Origin of the sequence: Psychromicrobium lacuslunae, assembly GCF_000950575.1 — a bacterium.
Classification (GTDB): domain Bacteria; phylum Actinomycetota; class Actinomycetes; order Actinomycetales; family Micrococcaceae; genus Renibacterium; species Renibacterium lacuslunae.
The window spans coordinates 2,059,952-2,078,703 of record NZ_CP011005.1; the positions used below are offsets into that span (position 1 = coordinate 2,059,952).

Sequence of the window (18,752 nt, forward strand, 5' to 3'; positions counted from 1 at the left end):
TGTAGATTCAGCCTCTGACTGCTGACAGCCCGCTTGTGGACAGAGGCTAGGCGAGCTTCGTCTTTCAGCTCTAAAGAGCTCAGTTCACGCTGACCGCAATATTGTGGAAACCGGTGGCGCCGTCGGGCAGCGGATAATGATTCGTTGACTCTTGAACTCGGCCTTGCGCGTCGGTGGCTCGGACATAAATATAGTGGTTGCCGGACTCTTGCGCCTGCCAGTTGAACCGCCACTGCCGCCAGGTGTCTTTGGAGGGCACCTCACCGAGATCGGCCTTCTGCCAAGCGCCGTCATCGATCTTCACTTCGACGCTCGCTACCCCAGTGTGCTGAGCCCAAGCAGTCCCGGCCACCACCACGGAACCCTTATCGAGTTTCGCGAAAGGCCCCGGCACTTCAATCCTGGAGGCGAGCTTTATCGGCGCCTTCTCCGCATAACCACGTGGCGTCCAATAAGCCTGCTTCCGATCAAAGCGGGTGACCTCGAGACTGACCAGCCATTTGGTCGCCGAAACGTAGCCGTACAGACCGGGCACCACCATTCGCACCGGATAGCCATGTTCCGGCGGCAGTGGAGTGCCATTCATGCCGACAGCCAAGAGCGCGTCCCGGCCGGGATCGGTGAGCGCATCGAGAGGAGTACTTGCGGTATAGCCGTCTTGCGAACTGGAGAGCACCATATCGGCGTCTTGGGAGACCCCGGCTCGGGCCAGCAAGTCCCTAATCGGGGTACCGATCCAAACTGCATTGCCGGCCAGTTTCCCGCCCACCTGATTGGAGACGCAGGTCAGTGATAGCACCCTCTCGATCATCGGCTGCTCTAGCAATTCGGCAAAGCTCATAGTCACCTCGCGGTCGACCATACCGAAAATCCGCAGCTGCCAGCTCGCGGTATCGATCTGCGGTACTTGCAGGGCCGTGTCAATGCGGTAGAAGTCCGCATTCGGTGTGACAAAAGGAGATAAGCCGGGGATCTTCAGATCAGCACCAGCCGGAATGCTCTCCCTGGTCTTCGGCGTGGGTAGGACGAAATTGGTCACCGCGGAACTGACTTGTTTGACCGTTCGGCCAACAGCCCCAGCGGCGAGGCCAAGGACCGTGGCCAGCCCGGCAAGTTGCAAGAAGCTTCGTCGATCAAGCAATTCCAGCGGCAGCTTCGCTCCGCTCAGCTTCCTGATCAGCAGACGCAGCACCAGGATGCCTGCCGCCGCGCCGAGCAGGCTGGGCAGCACCGTCCACCCCGAGGCATTAGCCCTGGTCACCGCCGCCACCGCACCAACCACACCGAAAATTGCGATTAGCGCTGAGCCGAGGGGAAGTTTGACTCGCTCCAGCAGTCCCGCTAGCAACGCAACCAGCAAAATAACACCAACCAGGCCGACTGTCAGCGCCAATTTGTCGTTGGTGCCGAAAGTATCAATGGCGAAGTCTTTAGCCCAGGGCGGCACAATATCGACCACAAACGCGCCAACCACCGTCACTGGTGAACTCAGCCCGGGTATTAATAGCGCCAGCAACTCAGCAATGCCAAGAGCCAGCAGAGCCGCAACCAACCCCGAGAGTGCACGCTTGAACCATCCACCGTGTTTCATATTTCTAGTTCGTCGCAACCGGTGAGATGGATGGGCGACAGACCGCTTCCGCGGAAAAGCTCCGAGAGAAACCCACCGCAGTTCAGTCGAGGAACAATGCCCTTTAGTGGAGCAGCTAGAGCTGGAGCGGCTAGGCGGGCCGCATGATGTCGGGCAGCAGCGCCCTGACAGCAATCTGCAGTTCTTCGCCCGCGCTAGCATCGGCGGAGAAAAATTTGAGTAGCGCATGCTGAAAAAGGCCGTCAAACACCGCATAGGCGGCCGCTGGAGATAAACCACACTGGCTGCCACTGAGTTCGGCATAGCGGCTCACGATTCGCCAGATCATCTTTTCCAGGCTGCCATCAATCTCGGCAACGTCTTCGCGGAAGGCGGGTTCAAAAAGACTCTGTCCACGCAGGTCGTACCAGAGGCGGTGCATGGTGCCGTCCTCGCGGAGGGTCAGCGCTAATCCTTCAGCAAAGCCGTGCCGAAGGTCTTCAGCAGTGCGGGCAGCGCTCACGATCTGGTCATAGCGGGTGACGCAGGCAGCTTTATAGCGCCGCACACAGTAAGTGATCAGATCGACCTTATCGGTGAAGTAATAATGCAGCACGCCATGAGAGAACTGCGAGTTCTGCGCGATTTCCCGCAGGCTGGTGCGAGCATAGCCCAGTTCAGAAAGCGTCTGCAGGGCAGCATCAGCGAGCTCGGCGCGACGTTCTTCGAACTTATCGACCCGCCTACTCTCAAGCTTCTCGGCTTCCAAAACCCTCATTATGTTTCCTTTTCAGCTCTTAGTACCGGCTGACACCCCCATCAATGCCATACCAGCTAACAGTCTAAACGAGGCTCGCTAATAAATTTGGACAGTTGTCAAAAAAAGTCTTGACGATTGTCCAAAGTCGATTACGCTGAGGATAGACCGGTGCTGTGAGTCAGCTCACAGCACCGGGGGTATCAACCAACTCAAAGAGGAGTGCTAGGGATGAGTGTCTTTGATCTTCATGGGCGCAAGGTGCTGGTCACCGGCGGCGCACAAGGGCTGGGCCAAGGAATGGCAACGGCATTAGCCGCTGCCGGTGCCGCAGTAGTGATCGCTGATGTACAGGAAGAGGCTGGTCGAGCTGCTGCAGCGGCAATTAGCGCCACCGGGGCCACCGCAGATTTTGTGCGGCTCGACGTCACTGACGATGCAAATTGGGAGTCAGCGATCGCTGAAACGGTTGAAAAGCTTGGCGGCCTGGACGGCTTGGTGAATAACGCCGGCCTGGAAATTACCGAACTGGTCGCCGATCTCAATCCGAACAGCGTCCGATTGATGCTTGAAGTCAACATCCTTGGTACTGCCTTGGGAGTCAAGCACGCCTTCCGCGCCATGCGGCCTGGCGGCCCTGCAGGTGGCGGCGGATCGGTGGTAAATGTTTCCTCGGTGGCCGCCACCATTGCGTTTCCCGGCATCTCCGGTTATTCCGCGACCAAATCAGCGGTTGATCGGCTCACCAGAGTAGCCGCAGCAGAGTCTGGGGCTTTCGGATATGGCGTACGAGTCAACTGCATCTACCCCGGCTTGGTGCCCACCGCGATGGGCAACCAGCTTGCCGTCGAAGAAGCTGCTATCGGTGTTTTCCCCAGCCCGGAAGAAGCTGTTGGCGCGGTGATCGCACAAACCCCGCTGGGCCGGCTCGGCGAGGTCTCTGATATGGCCGATGCCGTGGTCTTCCTGATCTCGGACGGCGCACGATTCATTACCGGCACCGGTTTGTCGGTCGACGGCGGGATGGGGATGTAATCATGAGCGAGAAGAAGGTTGTCGTCTACGGAGCCACCGGCTACACCGGACGGCTGGTGATCGAGTATCTGCGGGAATATCGGGTGCCGTTCATCGCCGCCGGTCGCAGCAAGGAGCGGCTGGAACGATGCCTGGACCACATCCCGGGCATCGAGACCGCCGATTACGAGGCGGTCGAAGTCGAGCACACGGTAGAGGCCCTCACCGAACTGCTCAGCGGAGCATCGGTGGTGCTCAACACAGTCGGCCCGTTCAGCGAACTCGGCCCGGCCGTCGTCGAAGCCGCCTTGGCTGCCGGCGCACACTACACCGACACCACCGGCGAGCAGGACTGGCTGATTACCTGCGATGAGAAATACGGCGCGGATTTCGCCAAGGCAGGGTTGCTGCTCTCACCCGGCTTGGCCCAGATGTACACCACCGGTGAGATTGCCGCTCAGCTCTGCCTCGAACAACCAGGTCTGGACACCCTGGACATCGCGGTGTTCTGGGGTGGCAGTCCGACGGTCGCTTCCACTCGAACCATTCTGGTCAATGCCGCCACCTCCTCGGCCTATTATCTGGAGCAAAATGCATACGCTCCATTCGATCCTGAGCAAGGTCTGGTTTCGTTAGTGGTTCCCGGTCAGCACGAGCTGGCGCTTTCGCTGCCTTGGGGCGGCACCTCGCATCCGGTCTGGTTTAAAAACGATCCGCGAGTGGCCAATGTCAAGGCGCAAGGCGGGGTATTCAACGCCGCCCTGATGCATGGTGTGCCCCAGATTGTGGCGGCAGCTCTCGAGGCGACAAAGGACATGAATGAGGCCGATCGAGATGCGGCGCTGACCGCGACCGCGGCCCAGGTGATGAACCAAATGCCGCCGCGCGAAAATCCTCGGGTGAATAAGTCCTTGGACTCGGTGCACGCTTCGGGTCCATTAGGACGGGCTCACTGCGTGATTCATGGCAACAGCAACTACAAGCAAACCGGGCTGCTACAAGCCTTTGCCGCCTATTCATTGCTGCAGCAGGCACCGAAGCGCGTCGGCTTTGCCTCCGGTTGCCAGGCCTTCGGACACCGCGAATTGCTCGGCGTGCTGCGCAGCTTCGGCCTAGTGATGGAGCCGGTACTCACGGTCGAGCGCTAATTGAAACAGTATTGAGTCATCGGGTGCCTGGCCGTCAAACTGAGCGGCCAGGCACCCTCTTTGATTTGAGAGGAACCACTATGCGGTTAACCGACTACCTCGATAAGGGTGCCTCGCTTGGCACCAACGCGCCTTGTCTGCGATTCGGAGAACAGACCCTTGACTACGGCGAAGTGCAAAAGCTCTCTTACGATGTCGCCGCAGCGCTGGCTCGCTCCGGCGTTGAGCCGGGCGATAAGGTTGCGGTGTTGTCATCCAATGACCCAATCGCCTTCGCCACGGTGTTCGGTATTTCACGCGCCGGTGCGGTCTGGTGCCCGATTAACCCCCGTAATGCCGCCGCCGAAAATCAGGAACTACTTGACCTCTTCGACTGCACCGCGCTGATCTACAAGAGCAGCTACGAATCGCTGGCCGCCGAGATCTTGCCGCAACTACCGAAGCTCAAGACCCTGGTGTGCCTGGACAAACGTACCGAACTTGCGGCCTCATTCGACGAATGGATCTCCGCTGAGGCTGCCGGAGTTGAGGCCGAGCGCCCCCCAGTTGACGATCTGATTATGTTGGTTGGCACCGGTGGTACCACCGGAAAGCCCAAGGGTGTGATGCTGAGCCAGCACAATCTGGAAACCATGAGTGCGCTGACCCTGATGAGCTACCCCTTCGCTCCTCGGCCGGTCTATCTCGCGCTTGCTCCATTGACTCATGCCGCTGGCGTCTTAGCGATGCCGGTGCTGACAATGGGCGGAGTGATCGATATTCTGGCCACTGCTGATCTGGAAGTCTTCCTCGACACCATCGAGAAGCGACGGGTCACCCACACCTTCTTGCCACCGACGCTGATTTATATGTTGCTCGGACACCCCAGACTGGACGATACCGACCTGAGTTCGCTGCAGTGTTTTTGGTATGGTGCAGCCCCAATGTCGACGAGCCGGCTGGCGGAAGCGCTACAGCGGATTGGCCCGATGGCGCAATTGTTCGGTCAAAGCGAAGCTCCGATGATGATCTCCACCATGTCGACGCAAGATCACTATCGTGCCGACGGTTCAGTGGCGACCGAACGACTGAGTTCAGCTGGCCGCCCCTCGCCGCTGGTCACCGTCGCGATCATGGCCGAGGACGGGTCGTTGCTGCCCGCTGGCGAGCGTGGTGAAGTGGTGGTGCGCAGTTCGCTGGTGATGGCGGGTTATTACAAAAATCCGGAGGCGACCGCCGATGTCGGACGTTTTCGCTGGCACCACACCGGGGATATCGCCTACCTGGATGCGGAGAATTTCCTCTATATCGTGGATCGCGCAAAGGACGTGATCATTAGCGGTGGCTTCAATGTCTATTCGGCTGAGGTTGAGCAAGCCCTGATGCAGCATTCGGCAATTAGGGATTGTGGCGTGGTTGGATTGCCGGACGAAAAGTGGGGCGAACAAGTAACGGCTGTGGTTGAATTGCAGCCCGACGCCGAACTCGACACTGCTGAGCTAATAGCCTTCGTGAAGCAGCGAATCGGCAGCGTGAAGGCCCCCAAGGAGGTCATCGTCTGGCCCGATCTGCCACGCTCCAAGCTCGGCAAGGTACTCAAGAACGAAATCAAGGCTACCCTCCTCGACCCCAAGCCCAGCCCCTAATACCCATCGCCGCCCACCCGGTGAGTTCGTGGTTTAGTCTCGGATTCGCCAGTAATTACTAGCGAATCCGAGACTAAACCACGAACTCGGCGTTAGAACTCGACCACGAGGCAGGGTCCGCCGAGGAAGAGGCCGCCGTCAATCGCGGTCACAGTGTCCTCGGCGTAGTGTTTCGGACCCTTAGTTGCCGATGCTGGCCAGCCCTCGTCTTCGCCGATAATGCTGTGGCCGTGGAAGATGTGGCTGCCGCCAAACTGAGCCAGCATGCCCTGGGCGGCATCGACGCCGTCAAGCCCTTGAAACGCAGCACGCTTGGTCAGAGCAGACCACAGGCTCCAAAGCGTCTCGGGGTCGGAGGTGTGCAGCGCTTGAAGCAGGTAATCGTTGACTTCCTGCACGGTGCTGCCCCACTGGCGATAAACATCAACATCGGAATGAATGAGTAAATGCTCATCAACCAGCGCCATCCCGGGACGCTCCATCAGCCAGTTCAGATGGTGTTCGGTAAGTCGCTTCTGATCTGCCGCCTGGCCGTCATTCCGTGCCCAAGAAGCGGCAAATGACCGTTCTCCCTGCGGAGTCTGAATCGTGATTGCTCCGAATCGATGCTTGCCCAGCGTAAGCACCTCGTGATTACCGAGTAACGCCGTCAGCTGACCACCGGCCGCTTCCGCCTCGACGGCCAATCGGATCAGCAAGTCGACCACCCCGACGCCGTCCGGGCCGCGGTCGAAATAGTCGCCTAGCACCCACAGCTGGGCGTCCCCGCCGACCCAGGCTTCGTCCTGATCGGTCAGATCCTTTTCGCGCAGAGCAGCAAGCAGCCCTTCGGGGTGCCCATGAATATCACTGACCACAAAGCGACGGGGCTGGGAGACTCGATCGGCTGAGCCGAGCCTGGTTGCGGTAACACCCAGCACGGTTTCGGTTGCTGAAGAACTGGGATAGGCAAGGTGGGGCTCAACTGGCATTGCGTCCTCGGGTTCATAGCGGCTAGACGGGATCACGCTGAGTTCGTTGGAAACACTCGAATTCGCCAGTAATTACTAGCGAATTCGAGACTAAACAACGAACTCGGCGGAAGGGACGGAGAGTGGATGGGGCGGTGCGGTTAAAGACTAGAGGGTCGGCACTCCTTGCGGAGTGCCGACCCTCTCAACGTTGCCTATACAGACACCGTTTACTTAGCCTTTTCGAGGATCTCGACCAAGCGCCAGCGCTTAGTAGCGGACAGCGGACGAGTCTCGCTGATCAGCACCAAATCGCCGATACCGGCCGAATTCTCTTCGTCGTGCACCTTGACCTTGGAGGTCTGACGCAGCACCTTGCCGTAGAGGGCGTGCTTCACACGGTCCTCAACCTGAACAACGATGGTCTTCTGCATCTTGTCTGAAACGACGTAGCCACGGCGGATCTTGCGGTAGCCGCGGGCCGAGGTACCCTCAGTCTCAACAGTTTCAGCGGTCACAGTTGCCTCTTTGTTCTCAGCTTTGTTCTCTTCACTCATTTGGCAGCCTCCTCAGTAGCCTCGACGGTCTCTTCGACCTTCTCGGACTTCTTGGAAGCCTTCTTCTTAGCCTTGGCGTCAGCCTTGTCCTCCACCACTGCGGCGACGACCTCGGCACGAATGCCCAGTTCGCGTTCACGCAGCACGGTGTAGATCCGGGCGATATCACGCTTTACAGCGCGAAGACGTCCATGGTTTTCCAACTGGCCGGTGGCCGACTGGAAACGCAAGTTGAACAGTTCTTCCTTGGACTTCCGGAGTTCGTCCAGCAAACGTGCGCTGTCCAAACCATCGAGCTTCTCAGTGGCCAAATCCTTGGTTCCAACTGCCATTTCTATTCACCACCTTCACGACGCACAATGCGTGCCCGCAGGGGCAGCTTGTGGATTGCCAGGCGCAGCGCCTCGCGAGCTACATCTTCACTGACACCGGAGAGTTCGAAAAGAACCCGGCCCGGCTTGACGTTGGCGACCCACCACTCGGGCGAACCCTTACCGGAACCCATTCGGGTTTCAGCGGGCTTCTTGGTGATCGGGCGGTCCGGATAGATATTGATCCAAACCTTGCCACCACGCTTGATGTGACGGGTCATCGCGATACGAGCGGACTCGATCTGACGGTTGGTTACATAAGCGGGGCTGAGCGCCTGGATACCGAACTCACCAAAGTTGACCTTGGTGCCGCCGGTAGCCTGCCCGGAACGACCCGGGTGGTGCTGCTTACGGTGCTTGACTCGACGTGGGATCAGCATTTAAGCCTCACTCCCCTCTGCCGCCGCTGCTGCGGGAGCAGCCTCGGTGTTGGCGTTCTCATTACGGTCATTGCGGTTGTCCCGACGACCACCATCACGCTGGTTGTCCCTCCGGGGACCACGAGGTCCACGATCGCCTTCGGGGCGCGGGCCGCGGCCACGCGAAGGAGCGGTAGCAGCTTGCTGCGCCAGTTCCTTTGCGGTCACATCGCCCTTGTAGATCCAGACCTTCACGCCAATCCGGCCGAAGGTGGTCTTCGCCTCGAAGAAGCCGTAGTCGATGTTCGCACGCAGGGTGTGCAACGGCACGCGACCCTCGCGGTAGAACTCCGAACGGCTCATTTCAGCGCCGCCCAAACGGCCCGAGCACTGCACCCGGATACCCTTGGCACCGGCGCGCTGCGCGGACTGCATAGCCTTCTTCATGGCGCGGCGGAAAGCCACACGCGAAGAGAGCTGCTCAGCGATGCCCTGAGCGACCAGCTGTGCCTCAACCTCGGGGTTCTTCACCTCAAGGATGTTCAGCTGAACCTGCTTCCCGGTGAGCTTCTCCAGCTCGCCACGGATGCGGTCGGCTTCAGCGCCACGACGACCGATCACAATGCCCGGACGGGCGGTGTGGATGTCGACGCGAACACGGTCGCGGGTACGCTCGATTTCAACCTTGGCGATGCCTGCGCGCTCCATGCCCGTGGACATGAGCTGACGGATCTTGACATCCTCGCGGACGAAATCCTTGTAGCGCTGGCCGGCCTTGTTGGAGTCGGCGAACCAATGCGAGACATGGTTGGTGGTGATACCGAGGCGGAACCCGTGCGGGTTTACTTTCTGTCCCACTTAGTTCTCCTCCTCACTCGGGGTGGCAACGATCACGGTGATGTGACTGGTGCGCTTCTTGATGCGGTAGGCGCGGCCCTGGGCACGCGGCTGGAACCGCTTCATGGTGGGACCCTCATCAACAAAAGCTTCGCTGATGTAGAGATCGCCCTCATCGAAGGCAACACTGTCCCGGTCGGCCAGCACGCGAGCATTAGCTACTGCGGACTGGAGTACTTTGAATACCGGCTCCGAAGCTGCCTGGGGGGCAAACTTCAAGATCGCCAGGGCCTCATTCGCTTGCTTACCACGAATCAGGTTGACGACGCGCCGGGCCTTCATAGGCGTTACGCGGATGTGCCGCGCAATGGCCTTGGCTTCCATTGCTTTCCTTCTCTCGTCTTAGCCGTAATTGCAGGCGCCTTAGCGGCGCTTGCCCTTACGGTCGTCCTTCACATGGCCGCGGAAAGTCCGCGTTGGAGCGAATTCGCCCAGCTTGTGCCCGACCATCGACTCGGTGACGAACACCGGGATGTGCTTGCGGCCGTCGTGCACGGCGATCGTGTGCCCGAGCATGTCGGGGACGATCATGGAGCGGCGGGACCAAGTCTTAATAACGTTCTTGGTGCCCTTCTCGTTTTCGTTTGCTACCTTCACAAAGAGGTGCTGGTCAACGAAGGGACCTTTTTTCAGGCTGCGTGGCATCTGTCCAGGCTCCTATCGCTTGTTCTTGCCAGTACGACGGCGACGCACAATAAGCTTGTCGCTCTCTTTGTTCGGGCGGCGGGTGCGGCCCTCGGGCTTGCCATTCGGGTTGACCGGGTGACGGCCACCAGAAGTCTTACCTTCACCACCACCGTGCGGGTGATCCACCGGGTTCATGGCGACGCCACGAACGGTCGGACGGATACCGCGCCAGCGGTTACGACCGGCCTTGCCCCAGTTGATGTTCGACTGCTCGGCGTTGCCGACCTCGCCGACGGTGGCGCGGCAGCGCACGTCAACGTTGCGGATTTCGCCGGAGGGCAGACGCAACTGAGCGAAGCGGCCTTCCTTGGCTACCAGCTGCACCGAAGCGCCAGCCGAGCGAGCCATCTTGGCACCGCCACCGGGACGCAGCTCCACAGCGTGGATAACGGTACCCACCGGGATATTGCGCAGCGGCAGGTTATTGCCGGGCTTGATGTCCGCGGACGGACCAGCCTCGACGAAGTCACCCTGCTTGAGCTTGTTCGGCGCGATGATGTAACGCTTGGTGCCATCAACGTAGTGCAACAGTGCGATGCGAGCGGTACGGTTCGGATCGTATTCGATCTCCGCAACCTTGGCGTTGACGCCGTCCTTATCGTGACGACGGAAGTCGATCAGACGGTACTGGCGCTTGTGGCCACCACCCTTGTGACGAGTGGTGATCTTACCGGTGTTGTTGCGGCCGCCCGATTTGGGCAGCGGACGGACCAGAGACTTCTCCGGCGTCGACCGCGTGATTTCTGCGAAGTCGGCAACGCTCGAGCCACGACGGCCCGGGGTTGTCGGCTTGTATTTACGGATTCCCATGATTATTCCTCGTTAAAGTGGTCTCCGCTTAGGAAAGCGGACCGCCGAAGATGTCGATAGTGCCTTCCTTCAGGGTGACAATTGCGCGCTTGGTGCTCTTGCGCTGTCCCCATCCGAAACGGGTGCGCTTGCGCTTCCCGGCACGGTTGATGGTGTTGATCGAGTCAACCTTGACGGAGAAGATCTTCTCCACGGCGAACTTGATCTCGGACTTGTTCGAACGCGGGTCGACCAAGAAGGTGTACTTACCTTCGTCGATCAGACCGTAGCTCTTCTCCGAAACGACCGGTGCAAGCACCACGTCGCGGGGATCTTTGGTGTGGATAGCTGAGCTAACAGCTGCGCCGGTAACTGCGTCAGTCACTTGGCGTCCTCCTCTACTGCGTCTTGGCCTTCAGCCTGAGCCGCTTTGCCGCCGGCAGGCTCGAAGCCAGCGGCTTCGGCGTCCTCAACCGTGGCGAACCAGATCTCGGCAACGGTGTTGTCATACCACCGTGAACCGGGCACGTGGTACTTCATCGAGTCCTCGTTGCCCTTGATGTCGAAGCCCTTGGGGGCCTTCTTCGGGTCGGTCAGCGGAGCCTTCGAGCCAGCGTACTTCGGAGCAGCCTTGGTGGTTGCCTTGGCTTCGACAGCCTCGGTCTCTACCTCAACCTCTTCCACCGGAGCACCAGCGCCGAATGCATCGTTAGCGGCGTTGCCGGAAACGAATGCCTCGTAGGCGGCCTTGGTGAACACGACGTCGTCGGAAACCAACACGTCGTAAGTGTTCAGCTGATCCACGTACAGAACGTGGACCTCGGCCAAGTTACGCACTGACAAAGCAGCGACGTCGTTGGCCCGCTCGATGACAACCAGCAGGTTCTTCCGCTCGGAAACGCCACGCAGAGTTGCGAGTGCTTCTTTAGCGGAAGGCTTGGTACCGGCAACCAGTTCGGCGACCACGTGAATGCGATCGTTACGGGCCCGATCAGAGAGCGCGCCGCGCAAAGCAGCAGCCTTCATCTTCTTGGGGGTCCGCTGGCTGTAATCGCGCGGGGTCGGCCCGTGCACAATGCCGCCACCGGTCATATGAGGAGCACGGATGGAGCCCTGACGAGCCCGGCCGGTGCCCTTCTGCTTGAACGGCTTGCGGCCTGCGCCGGAAACCTCTGCGCGGGTCTTGGTCTTGTGAGTACCCTGGCGAGCCGCAGCGAGCTGAGCGACAACAACCTGGTGCAACAACGGCACATTGGTCTGTACGTCGAAAATCTCGGCGGGCAGGGAAACTTTTACAGTTTTCGTAGCCATAGTCTTAGGCTCCCTTCACGGCGCTGCGGACGAGAACGACCTGGCCGCGGGCACCGGGGACGGCACCCTTGATGAGCAGCAGCGACTTCTCAGCGTCGATAGCGTGGACAGTCAGGTTCAAGGTGGTGTGACGCACTGCGCCCATCCGGCCTGCCATCCGAACACCCTTGAAAACGCGGCTCGGGGTGGACGCGCCACCGATTGAACCGGGCTTACGGTGGTTCTTGTGGGCACCGTGCGAGGCGCCAACACCGTGGAAGCCGTGACGCTTCATCACACCGGCGAAACCCTTACCCTTGGAGGTTCCCACGACGTCGACCTTCTGGCCGGCTTCGAAGATTTCCACGGAGAGTTCCTGGCCCAGCGAGTAGGACTCAGCATCAGCGGTACGCAGCTCAACAACGTGACGGCGCGGGGTAACCCCGGCAGCTTCGAAGTGGCCAGCAAGCGGCTTGGTCACCTTGCGCGGGTCGATCTGGCCGTAGCCGATCTGCACAGCGGTGTAACCATCCTTGGCGGCGTCACGCAGTTGAGTGACGACGTTGGAGTCAGCCTGGACGACAGTAACCGGAACAAGCTTGTTGCTCTCGTCCCAGACCTGGGTCATGCCGAGCTTCGTGCCCAGGATTCCTTTTACATTACGGATCACGGTCATAGTTTTCTCAGCACCTCCCTTAAAGTTTGATTTCGATGTTCACGTCAGCGGGCAGGTCGAGACGCATCAGCGAATCGACAGCCTTGGGCGTGGGGTCAATGATGTCGATCAGACGCTTATGCGTGCGCATTTCAAAGTGCTCGCGGCTGTCCTTGTACTTGTGCGGCGAACGGATAACGCAATAAACGTTTTTTTCCGTCGGCAACGGCACCGGGCCGACTACCGTCGCGCCAGCGCGTGTGACCGTCTCAACGATCTTCCGGGCTGAAACGTCAATGACCTCGTGGTCATACGACTTCAGCCGGATGCGGATTTTTTGTCCCGCCATGGCTTAGCTCTCTTCTCTGTAGCTTCGATAGAACTGCTTGAGCGCTTGCTGCTCTGTTGACTTACTGTGCACTGCCTATATCTAGTGCTTATGCAGATACTGAATCCGGAGCATTACCGGGTTCCTCAATACCTCAGAACACCGACCCCCGCGCTCGGGCGTGTCGCGTATTTCACGCAAACTCGACCGGACAACAAAAGTTGGTGGGTTATGTTTTGGTCTTCAACTTGGCCCCTCACACCCGGCATTATCCGGATGGGGACGCGAAGAAGCGCTTGAACAACCCTTCTAGTGTGCCAGACTTTCAGGGATTAAGCCAACCTGCGACGATTTCGCTAGCGGCTACCATCCGCTAGCTCAACGATGCTATTCGGCAAAGAGTAAATTCGCAGCATTCTGTCGTGACCACGCTGAGCTTTCTTCGGCGGACACTCGGTGGCGAGTAAAGAAATCAGCCCTCCAAGCGGGGAAGTCGGCCAAGGCCAGATTGGCTGGCTGGCCGAGGTCAGAGCTGAGAATGCTGCGCGGGTGGGCGCGAAGGGCTGCGATTAGCTCAGCCTCTTCACGTCGAGCCATCAAGACGGTCAACGCGGTCTGCTCAATAAATACTTGCGGCGAGTTACCGAGCTGCTCGATATCGGCCAAAGACAGCCCCGACATCGGGTGATAGGCGTGAGTCACCAGCAACCTGGCGAGCCCTAACTGAGCAGCGAGCTGAACCGTCTCGAACACCTGCGGACGCCCGGCATGCCCGGTGGCCAGCACCGCGTCGTGGTCCCGGATGACCCCGAGCAGTTCTGCTGCCAATTTCGTTAGTGAACCAGCCTCGGTAAACAGCAAGGCCGAATTGCGGCCCGGCCGGGTCGGCCAGTACACCATGAGCCGAGCTGAACTGCGCTGGGAGCGCTTCGCAGCATCGGCCACGAGCGCTGGGGACGGTTCCCCCAAAGCATCGTTGAGCACTATTGAGCCAGAGACCGGCAAGCCATCGCCCTGTGCTGCCACGGTCGCATCCACGCTACTAAGCTGATGACTCTTGATCACTCCCCAAGCGTTCAGCGCTTTAAACTGGGCGGCGGCTTCAGGGACGCTGTGCCGGCGTAGCTGTTCGTCTTGACTGGCGTGATAGTGCGGGTCTATCCAATCAGGCTGCACTGGCTAAGCAGACTCCGCAGCCCAAGGCTGGGCATATCCGAAGCTGGAGCGTGCCTGGGCCAGCGACATCCCGGCGCGCACCGCTTCGGCGATCCGTTCCTCGGTGAGGCGCACCCGCTCGGCACGCTCTACTACTTCAGCGAGCAACTCGGCCGGCACTACCAGCGCCCCGTTGTCATCGGCGAGCACATAGTCGCCCGGAGCCACCGGCAGGCCGGCCAGATCAAGCCGTTCGCCAACTGCCGCTAGTTCAACCCGGTTCTTCCCACTCACCATTGAGACCCCAGCACTGAACAACGGAAACCCCAGTTCCCTGGTCTCAGCGAGGTCCCGAACCGAACCAAAGACGATAGAGCCAGCGACTTTCCGAAGTCCCGCCGTGATGGTGAGCAACGAACCCCAGGTGGTGCACTCCAATGAACCGGCATTATCAGAGACGATCACCGCCCCCTCCGGCACCTCGTCAATGTAATTGGCGGCATTGCGAAATCCGCCGACAGGGTCAGCGATGGCTTGGTAGCGCACCGTAAAAGCCGGACCACAAAACCGGGAACCCGGAACCCGAGAGACCACCTGCGGGATCTTGCCCGGTACGCCCAGGCTGTCTAATGCGTCGGAGACTTCGGCGGTATCCAGCGCGGCTAAACGCTCAGGGAGATTGCTGGGGGTCATGATTGCGAATCCTTCTTTACGTGGTGGATCAGGGCGAGTAAACAAAAATCACGGATTGCGGTCTGGATTTCCGGGCCACGATTAGGGAAGACCGCGCGGCGACTACCCCCTCTGGCTGAGCCGTCGACCGTCACGATCACCCTGACCGTGCCGGTGTGCTCAGTCTCTGAGCCGCCCTGCCACTCCAGCGAAGTCTCCAGATCGTAGCCTTGCTCCGCCCCGCCCAGCCCTTCCAGCAGCGCTGCGGCGGCACCACTGACCGATCCCAATTTTGCGTTCGGGGTGGCGGCCAGCTCGGCGAGCGCGTCACGTCCGTCCCTGCTCACCAGCTGCTCGGCGAAGCGCTGATCCAATTCAGCTTCGAGCGCCGTCGAGAGCTCGCCGTCAAGGCGCACATCGACATATGGGTAATTCCACACCGTGTGCAGTTCGACCTCAGACTGATGACTCGCCAGGGCCTGGTGGAAGGCCTCGGCGAGATCGGACTCGACCGCTCCAAGCAGCCTCCAGCTGTGTTGCTGAGGAGGCTGATGGCTCGGCAAGCTATTAATAAATTGGGCCAGCATCGGCTCGCACTCCTTGGGCGGACCGGGAAACACACCGATGCGGGTGCCACGAACCAGCAGACTGAAACCGGCCGCGGTGCCGTTCGGATTGCTCAGAACCTCCGCCCCTTTGGGGAAAAACGCTTGACGCCGATTAGTCTCGGAGGCCTCAATGCCGAAGGAATGCAGTCGCTGAACAACGCCTGCCCAGACTTGTTCGTCAAAGCCCAGCTCAGCTCCGCAGGCCTTGGCCACCGCCTCCCGAGTGATGTCATCCGAGGTGGGGCCCAGGCCACCAGCGACCACCAGCACGGCATCCCGACCGATGGCGGCCGAAGTGGCGTCGCTAATATCAGGTATCAGGTCGCGCAGGGTGCTGTGCTGGCGTACTTCGTAACCTTGTTGGCTCAATCGGGCGGAGGCAGCCCGACTATTAGAGTCGAGATAGTCGCCAGCGGTGAGTTCGCCGCCAATCGTCAGGATACTGGCGGTGGGCCGAGCTCGATGACCGCCGAGCCGCTTACGCAGCTCACCAACCACTGTGCTCATAGTGGCGTTGCCACCCAAGTCATAAGTAAGAACTTTGCGGTCAGTCACCATGCTGACCACCGCCCTGCTGAGTTCTGCGCTCTGATCAGCAAATCCCAGGTGGCTCAGCATTTGTGCCGCGGTAAGCGCCATTGCCAGTGGATTAGCTTTGTCCTGACCCGCCATCTGTGGCGCGCTACCGTGCACCGGTTCGAAGTAGCTGGTACTTGAGCCGTAATTTCCGCTGCCAGCCAGTCCCAGGCCACCCATCATTCCCGCCCCGAGGTCGGAGAGGATATCCCCGAACATATTCTCCGCGACGATCACCCCGAACTGCTCGGGACGCCGAACCATCCAGAGCGCAATCGCGTCGACATTATGGATATCCGCGGTGATTTCCGGATATTCGGCGGCAATCAGCTCAAAGCGTTCGCGCAGATGATTTCCGCTGTAACGCATCACATTGGGTTTATCAGCCACGGTCACCCGATGGTGTCCATGTTTGCGAGCGTACTCGAAGCTGAATCGGAAGAGCCGATCCATCGCTGATTCGGTCTGCAGGCGAATACTCGCGCTGCTTCGTTCCCGGCCGGAAACATCAGCATTGGGATGATCTTTCACTAACTCCCACAAACCTTCAGGTGGTTGGTGGTAGTCAAAACCGGCGTAGAGCCCTTCCGAGTTCTCCCGGATCACCGCGAATCTAAAACGCTGATTGACCAGGTCTTCGGAAACTCGCACATTTGCGAATAAGCCCAGGCGCTGACGAAGCTGAATCACCGGAGAAACATATTTCAGACCCCTATCCCGCAGTTCCGGAGCCAGCTCCTGCTCGGCCTCCCGTAAGGGTTTGCTGGTCACGGCGCCTAATAGACAACTGTCCGATTTCTCCAGTAAATCCCAGGTTCGTTGCGGTACTGGATCGCCCTGTTCGCACCACTGCTGCCAGCCAATTGCGCCCTCTTCAAAGGCAATCGGCAGGCCAAAGCCGTCAAGGGCCGGAATCAGCTTGTCAAGGATTTCGCTACCGATGCCGTCCCCGGGTAATACCGCAATGCGGCGCTTCGTGGGACTGCTAGAAGGTTCAGTGCTCATTGATGAATTGCTCAATTTTCTCTCGTAGGAATTCCGGTTCTTGCTGATGCGCCCGCATACCTGCGCGGGCGACTTCCAAGCTCTGATCCTGCTCTCGGCGACGCAGATGTTCCCGGGTCACCAGTTGGGACAGCTCGCCCACAATTGACAGGATCCGCCCGTCGTAGTTCGCAACTGCACCACTGAGCTCCAAACCTTGGAAGAAGCTCAGCGCCTCAGTCCGTGGGTTTGACCGCGAAGAGCTTTCGGTCAACTGAGCTTCGTTCGACTCGACTAACGGCGCGGAGCCCGTTGTCCCGGGGGCGATTAGCTGAGTGAGTAGCTGGTGCGCGGCCTCAGCGTTGCCGCTGCGATTCAGCTCCACAATGGCATTCAATTTGCCCACCAGCACCGGGTCGGCGACGGTTGGTGAAGAAAAAAGCACCACCGGAAGGTGCACTCCACTGTCCTCCAGCAAGGCTTGAAGCACCGCGCCGCCAAGGGCGTTTCCAGCCAGCAGATCGAATTCTGAGAAATCGATCCGAGCGCGCCAATAAGCTACCAGGGCGGCAAAGTCGTGCACCGATTTGCCAACCGGCTCGACGGTGTCAACGAAGTTAATTCTGTGTCCGCGCTCGCGCAATAAAGCAGCCAATGGTTCAAAGAAGGCGCCCTGATCCCAGCTCGGTAAATACGGCGCCAAGAAGAGCCAATGCTGACCCCTCAGCTGCTCAGCATTCAGCTCTTCTTCACCGAGCCTGGCGCTGGTCACAGCTGGCCCGCTGATACCAACGCAGGAAGGCGCTGCTCAGCCAGCTTCTGCGCTACCTCCAGCATCTTCGGCGGAGAAGGATGTTCGATCAGGCCGAGCTTCTCTACGCTCAGATCGAAGTGACCGAGCACAAAATTGGACATATTGAGTTCGGGCAGCGAAGCGGGAATCTCACCGCGCAACAGATTAACCAGTGAGATCGCTTCTCCTAAGTCCAGCTTGCCGGAATCCCAGCCGCTTCGAAGCAGATAGGAGAACCACTCCTCGGTCCGTAAGTTGCCGGAGCCCTTGCCCATCCCCATCAGGGAGGAATCGATCCAGCTGGCGCCGCTCTCCACCGCGGCAATCGAGTTAGCCAAGGCGAGACCGAGGTTATTGTGCGCATGAAAACCGACAGTCAGCCCAGGATGCTGTCCCACGGTGGTGCGAATCAGCTGCTGGGCGGTTCCGGGAATCAGGCTGCCATTCGAATCCGCGAAGTAAATCAAATCGGTGTCAAAGGCGAGCGCCGATTCCAGCGAAATCAGCAGGTCTGCCGGGCTCTTCTCCGAAACCCGAGTGATATTGAGGCTCACGATGAACCCTTGATCTTGAGCTGCTTTAATAATGCCCGCCTGATGATCTCCGCCGCGGTCCGACCAGCAAATCCGCAGCAATCGCGCGCCGGAGTCGTACATCCGATGGATATCGTCAAGGGACACGTTCTTACTGTGCAAAATCATGGCGAGGTGTTCTGAACCAATTTCCTCAGCCATTCTGGCGATGTACCTGTCATCTCCACGGGCAGTGAGTTCCAAATCGTTGCTTGATTTGAAAGAGCCATTACGGTAGCCGATTTCAACCCAATCAAAACCAGCGCCAACGCTCTGTTTGGCATGCCTGATCGCATATTCGAGTGGAAACGCGAAACTGTTTCGATACCCGCCATCACGCAAGGTGACATCAATATTTGTAGTTAACAACTTTTTCTCCCAGGAAGAACAAAAGA

22 protein-coding genes are annotated in these 18,752 nt (G+C 59.3%); 3 read left to right on the forward strand and 19 right to left on the reverse strand.

The window, feature by feature from the left end; translation table 11 throughout:
- Positions 1-79 precede the first annotated feature (79 nt).
- A complete protein-coding gene (locus UM93_RS09640; protein WP_045075243.1) occupies positions 80-1,591 on the reverse strand; it encodes a molybdopterin-dependent oxidoreductase in 1,512 nt (503 codons plus the stop codon).
- 130 nt (positions 1,592-1,721) lie between these two features.
- Positions 1,722-2,348, reverse strand: coding sequence for a TetR/AcrR family transcriptional regulator (locus tag UM93_RS09645; RefSeq protein WP_045075244.1), 627 nt, complete (start codon positions 2,346-2,348; stop codon positions 1,722-1,724).
- 210 nt (positions 2,349-2,558) lie between these two features.
- On the opposite strand from UM93_RS09645, the gene UM93_RS09650 reads away from it, so the two are divergent.
- The 3 genes from UM93_RS09650 to UM93_RS09660 all read left to right on the forward strand — a co-directional run bounded on the left by UM93_RS09650 (position 2,559) and on the right by UM93_RS09660 (position 6,114).
- Positions 2,559-3,362, forward strand: a complete 804-nt coding sequence (locus UM93_RS09650) for an SDR family NAD(P)-dependent oxidoreductase (protein WP_045075245.1) — start codon at positions 2,559-2,561, stop codon at positions 3,360-3,362.
- A 2-nt stretch (positions 3,363-3,364) separates the two neighbouring features.
- Entirely contained in the window at positions 3,365-4,489 is a 1,125-nt protein-coding gene (locus tag UM93_RS09655; RefSeq protein ID WP_045075247.1) for a DUF5938 domain-containing protein, read from the forward strand.
- An 80-nt stretch (positions 4,490-4,569) separates the two neighbouring features.
- Complete coding sequence (locus UM93_RS09660) at positions 4,570-6,114, forward strand: AMP-binding protein (RefSeq protein ID WP_045075249.1); 1,545 nt, start codon at positions 4,570-4,572, stop codon at positions 6,112-6,114.
- 92 nt (positions 6,115-6,206) lie between these two features.
- Here UM93_RS09660 and UM93_RS09665 read toward each other — a convergent pair whose 3' ends face one another.
- From UM93_RS09665 to UM93_RS09745, 17 genes are all read right to left on the reverse strand, one after another.
- Positions 6,207-7,085, reverse strand: a complete 879-nt coding sequence (locus UM93_RS09665; protein ID WP_082057089.1) for a metallophosphoesterase — start codon at positions 7,083-7,085, stop codon at positions 6,207-6,209.
- A gap of 209 nt (positions 7,086-7,294) precedes the next feature.
- Positions 7,295-7,621, reverse strand: a complete 327-nt coding sequence (gene rpsQ, locus UM93_RS09670; protein WP_045075251.1) for a 30S ribosomal protein S17 — start codon at positions 7,619-7,621, stop codon at positions 7,295-7,297.
- Positions 7,618-7,953 (reverse strand): 50S ribosomal protein L29, encoded by a 336-nt coding sequence (gene rpmC / locus UM93_RS09675; protein ID WP_045075253.1) that lies wholly within the window; start codon positions 7,951-7,953, stop codon positions 7,618-7,620. The genes rpsQ and rpmC overlap by 4 nt, the downstream gene beginning before the upstream one ends.
- A gap of 2 nt (positions 7,954-7,955) precedes the next feature.
- Entirely contained in the window at positions 7,956-8,372 is a 417-nt protein-coding gene (gene rplP / locus UM93_RS09680) for a 50S ribosomal protein L16 (RefSeq protein WP_045075255.1), read from the reverse strand.
- A complete protein-coding gene (gene rpsC, locus UM93_RS09685; protein WP_045075257.1) occupies positions 8,373-9,209 on the reverse strand; it encodes a 30S ribosomal protein S3 in 837 nt (278 codons plus the stop codon).
- The gene (gene rplV / locus UM93_RS09690; protein ID WP_045075259.1) at positions 9,210-9,572 is read right to left on the reverse strand and encodes a 50S ribosomal protein L22; all 363 of its coding nucleotides are present in this window, start codon (positions 9,570-9,572) and stop codon (positions 9,210-9,212) included.
- 39 nt (positions 9,573-9,611) lie between these two features.
- Positions 9,612-9,893: a 30S ribosomal protein S19 gene (gene rpsS / locus UM93_RS09695; RefSeq protein WP_045075261.1), complete on the reverse strand. Its 282-nt coding sequence runs from the start codon at positions 9,891-9,893 to the stop codon at positions 9,612-9,614.
- A 12-nt stretch (positions 9,894-9,905) separates the two neighbouring features.
- Positions 9,906-10,745 carry a 50S ribosomal protein L2 gene (rplB, locus tag UM93_RS09700; RefSeq protein ID WP_045075262.1) on the reverse strand — a complete coding sequence of 280 codons (840 nt, stop codon included), beginning with the start codon at positions 10,743-10,745 and terminating at the stop codon, positions 9,906-9,908.
- A 28-nt stretch (positions 10,746-10,773) separates the two neighbouring features.
- Positions 10,774-11,070, reverse strand: coding sequence for a 50S ribosomal protein L23 (gene rplW, locus UM93_RS09705; RefSeq protein ID WP_157874222.1), 297 nt, complete (start codon positions 11,068-11,070; stop codon positions 10,774-10,776).
- Between the two features lie 35 nt (positions 11,071-11,105).
- Positions 11,106-12,035, reverse strand: a complete 930-nt coding sequence (gene rplD / locus UM93_RS18125; protein WP_045075266.1) for a 50S ribosomal protein L4, sunset domain variant — start codon at positions 12,033-12,035, stop codon at positions 11,106-11,108.
- 4 nt (positions 12,036-12,039) lie between these two features.
- Entirely contained in the window at positions 12,040-12,690 is a 651-nt protein-coding gene (gene rplC, locus UM93_RS09715) for a 50S ribosomal protein L3 (protein WP_045075269.1), read from the reverse strand.
- Between the two features lie 19 nt (positions 12,691-12,709).
- Entirely contained in the window at positions 12,710-13,018 is a 309-nt protein-coding gene (gene rpsJ / locus UM93_RS09720; RefSeq protein WP_003803825.1) for a 30S ribosomal protein S10, read from the reverse strand.
- A 366-nt stretch (positions 13,019-13,384) separates the two neighbouring features.
- On the reverse strand, positions 13,385-14,173 hold the full coding sequence (locus tag UM93_RS09725; protein WP_045075272.1) for a DUF6282 family protein: 789 nt from the start codon (positions 14,171-14,173) through the stop codon (positions 13,385-13,387).
- A gap of 3 nt (positions 14,174-14,176) precedes the next feature.
- Positions 14,177-14,845 (reverse strand): RraA family protein, encoded by a 669-nt coding sequence (locus UM93_RS09730; RefSeq protein ID WP_045075275.1) that lies wholly within the window; start codon positions 14,843-14,845, stop codon positions 14,177-14,179.
- Positions 14,842-17,013 (reverse strand): isocitrate/isopropylmalate family dehydrogenase, encoded by a 2,172-nt coding sequence (locus tag UM93_RS09735; RefSeq protein WP_052663725.1) that lies wholly within the window; start codon positions 17,011-17,013, stop codon positions 14,842-14,844. Before UM93_RS09735 ends, UM93_RS09730 begins: the two co-directional genes overlap by 4 nt.
- On the reverse strand, positions 17,003-17,764 hold the full coding sequence (locus tag UM93_RS09740) for a hypothetical protein (RefSeq protein ID WP_045075277.1): 762 nt from the start codon (positions 17,762-17,764) through the stop codon (positions 17,003-17,005). The genes UM93_RS09735 and UM93_RS09740 overlap by 11 nt, the downstream gene beginning before the upstream one ends.
- Positions 17,761-18,726: a beta/alpha barrel domain-containing protein gene (locus tag UM93_RS09745; protein WP_052663726.1), complete on the reverse strand. Its 966-nt coding sequence runs from the start codon at positions 18,724-18,726 to the stop codon at positions 17,761-17,763. Before UM93_RS09745 ends, UM93_RS09740 begins: the two co-directional genes overlap by 4 nt.
- Positions 18,727-18,752 lie beyond the last annotated feature (26 nt).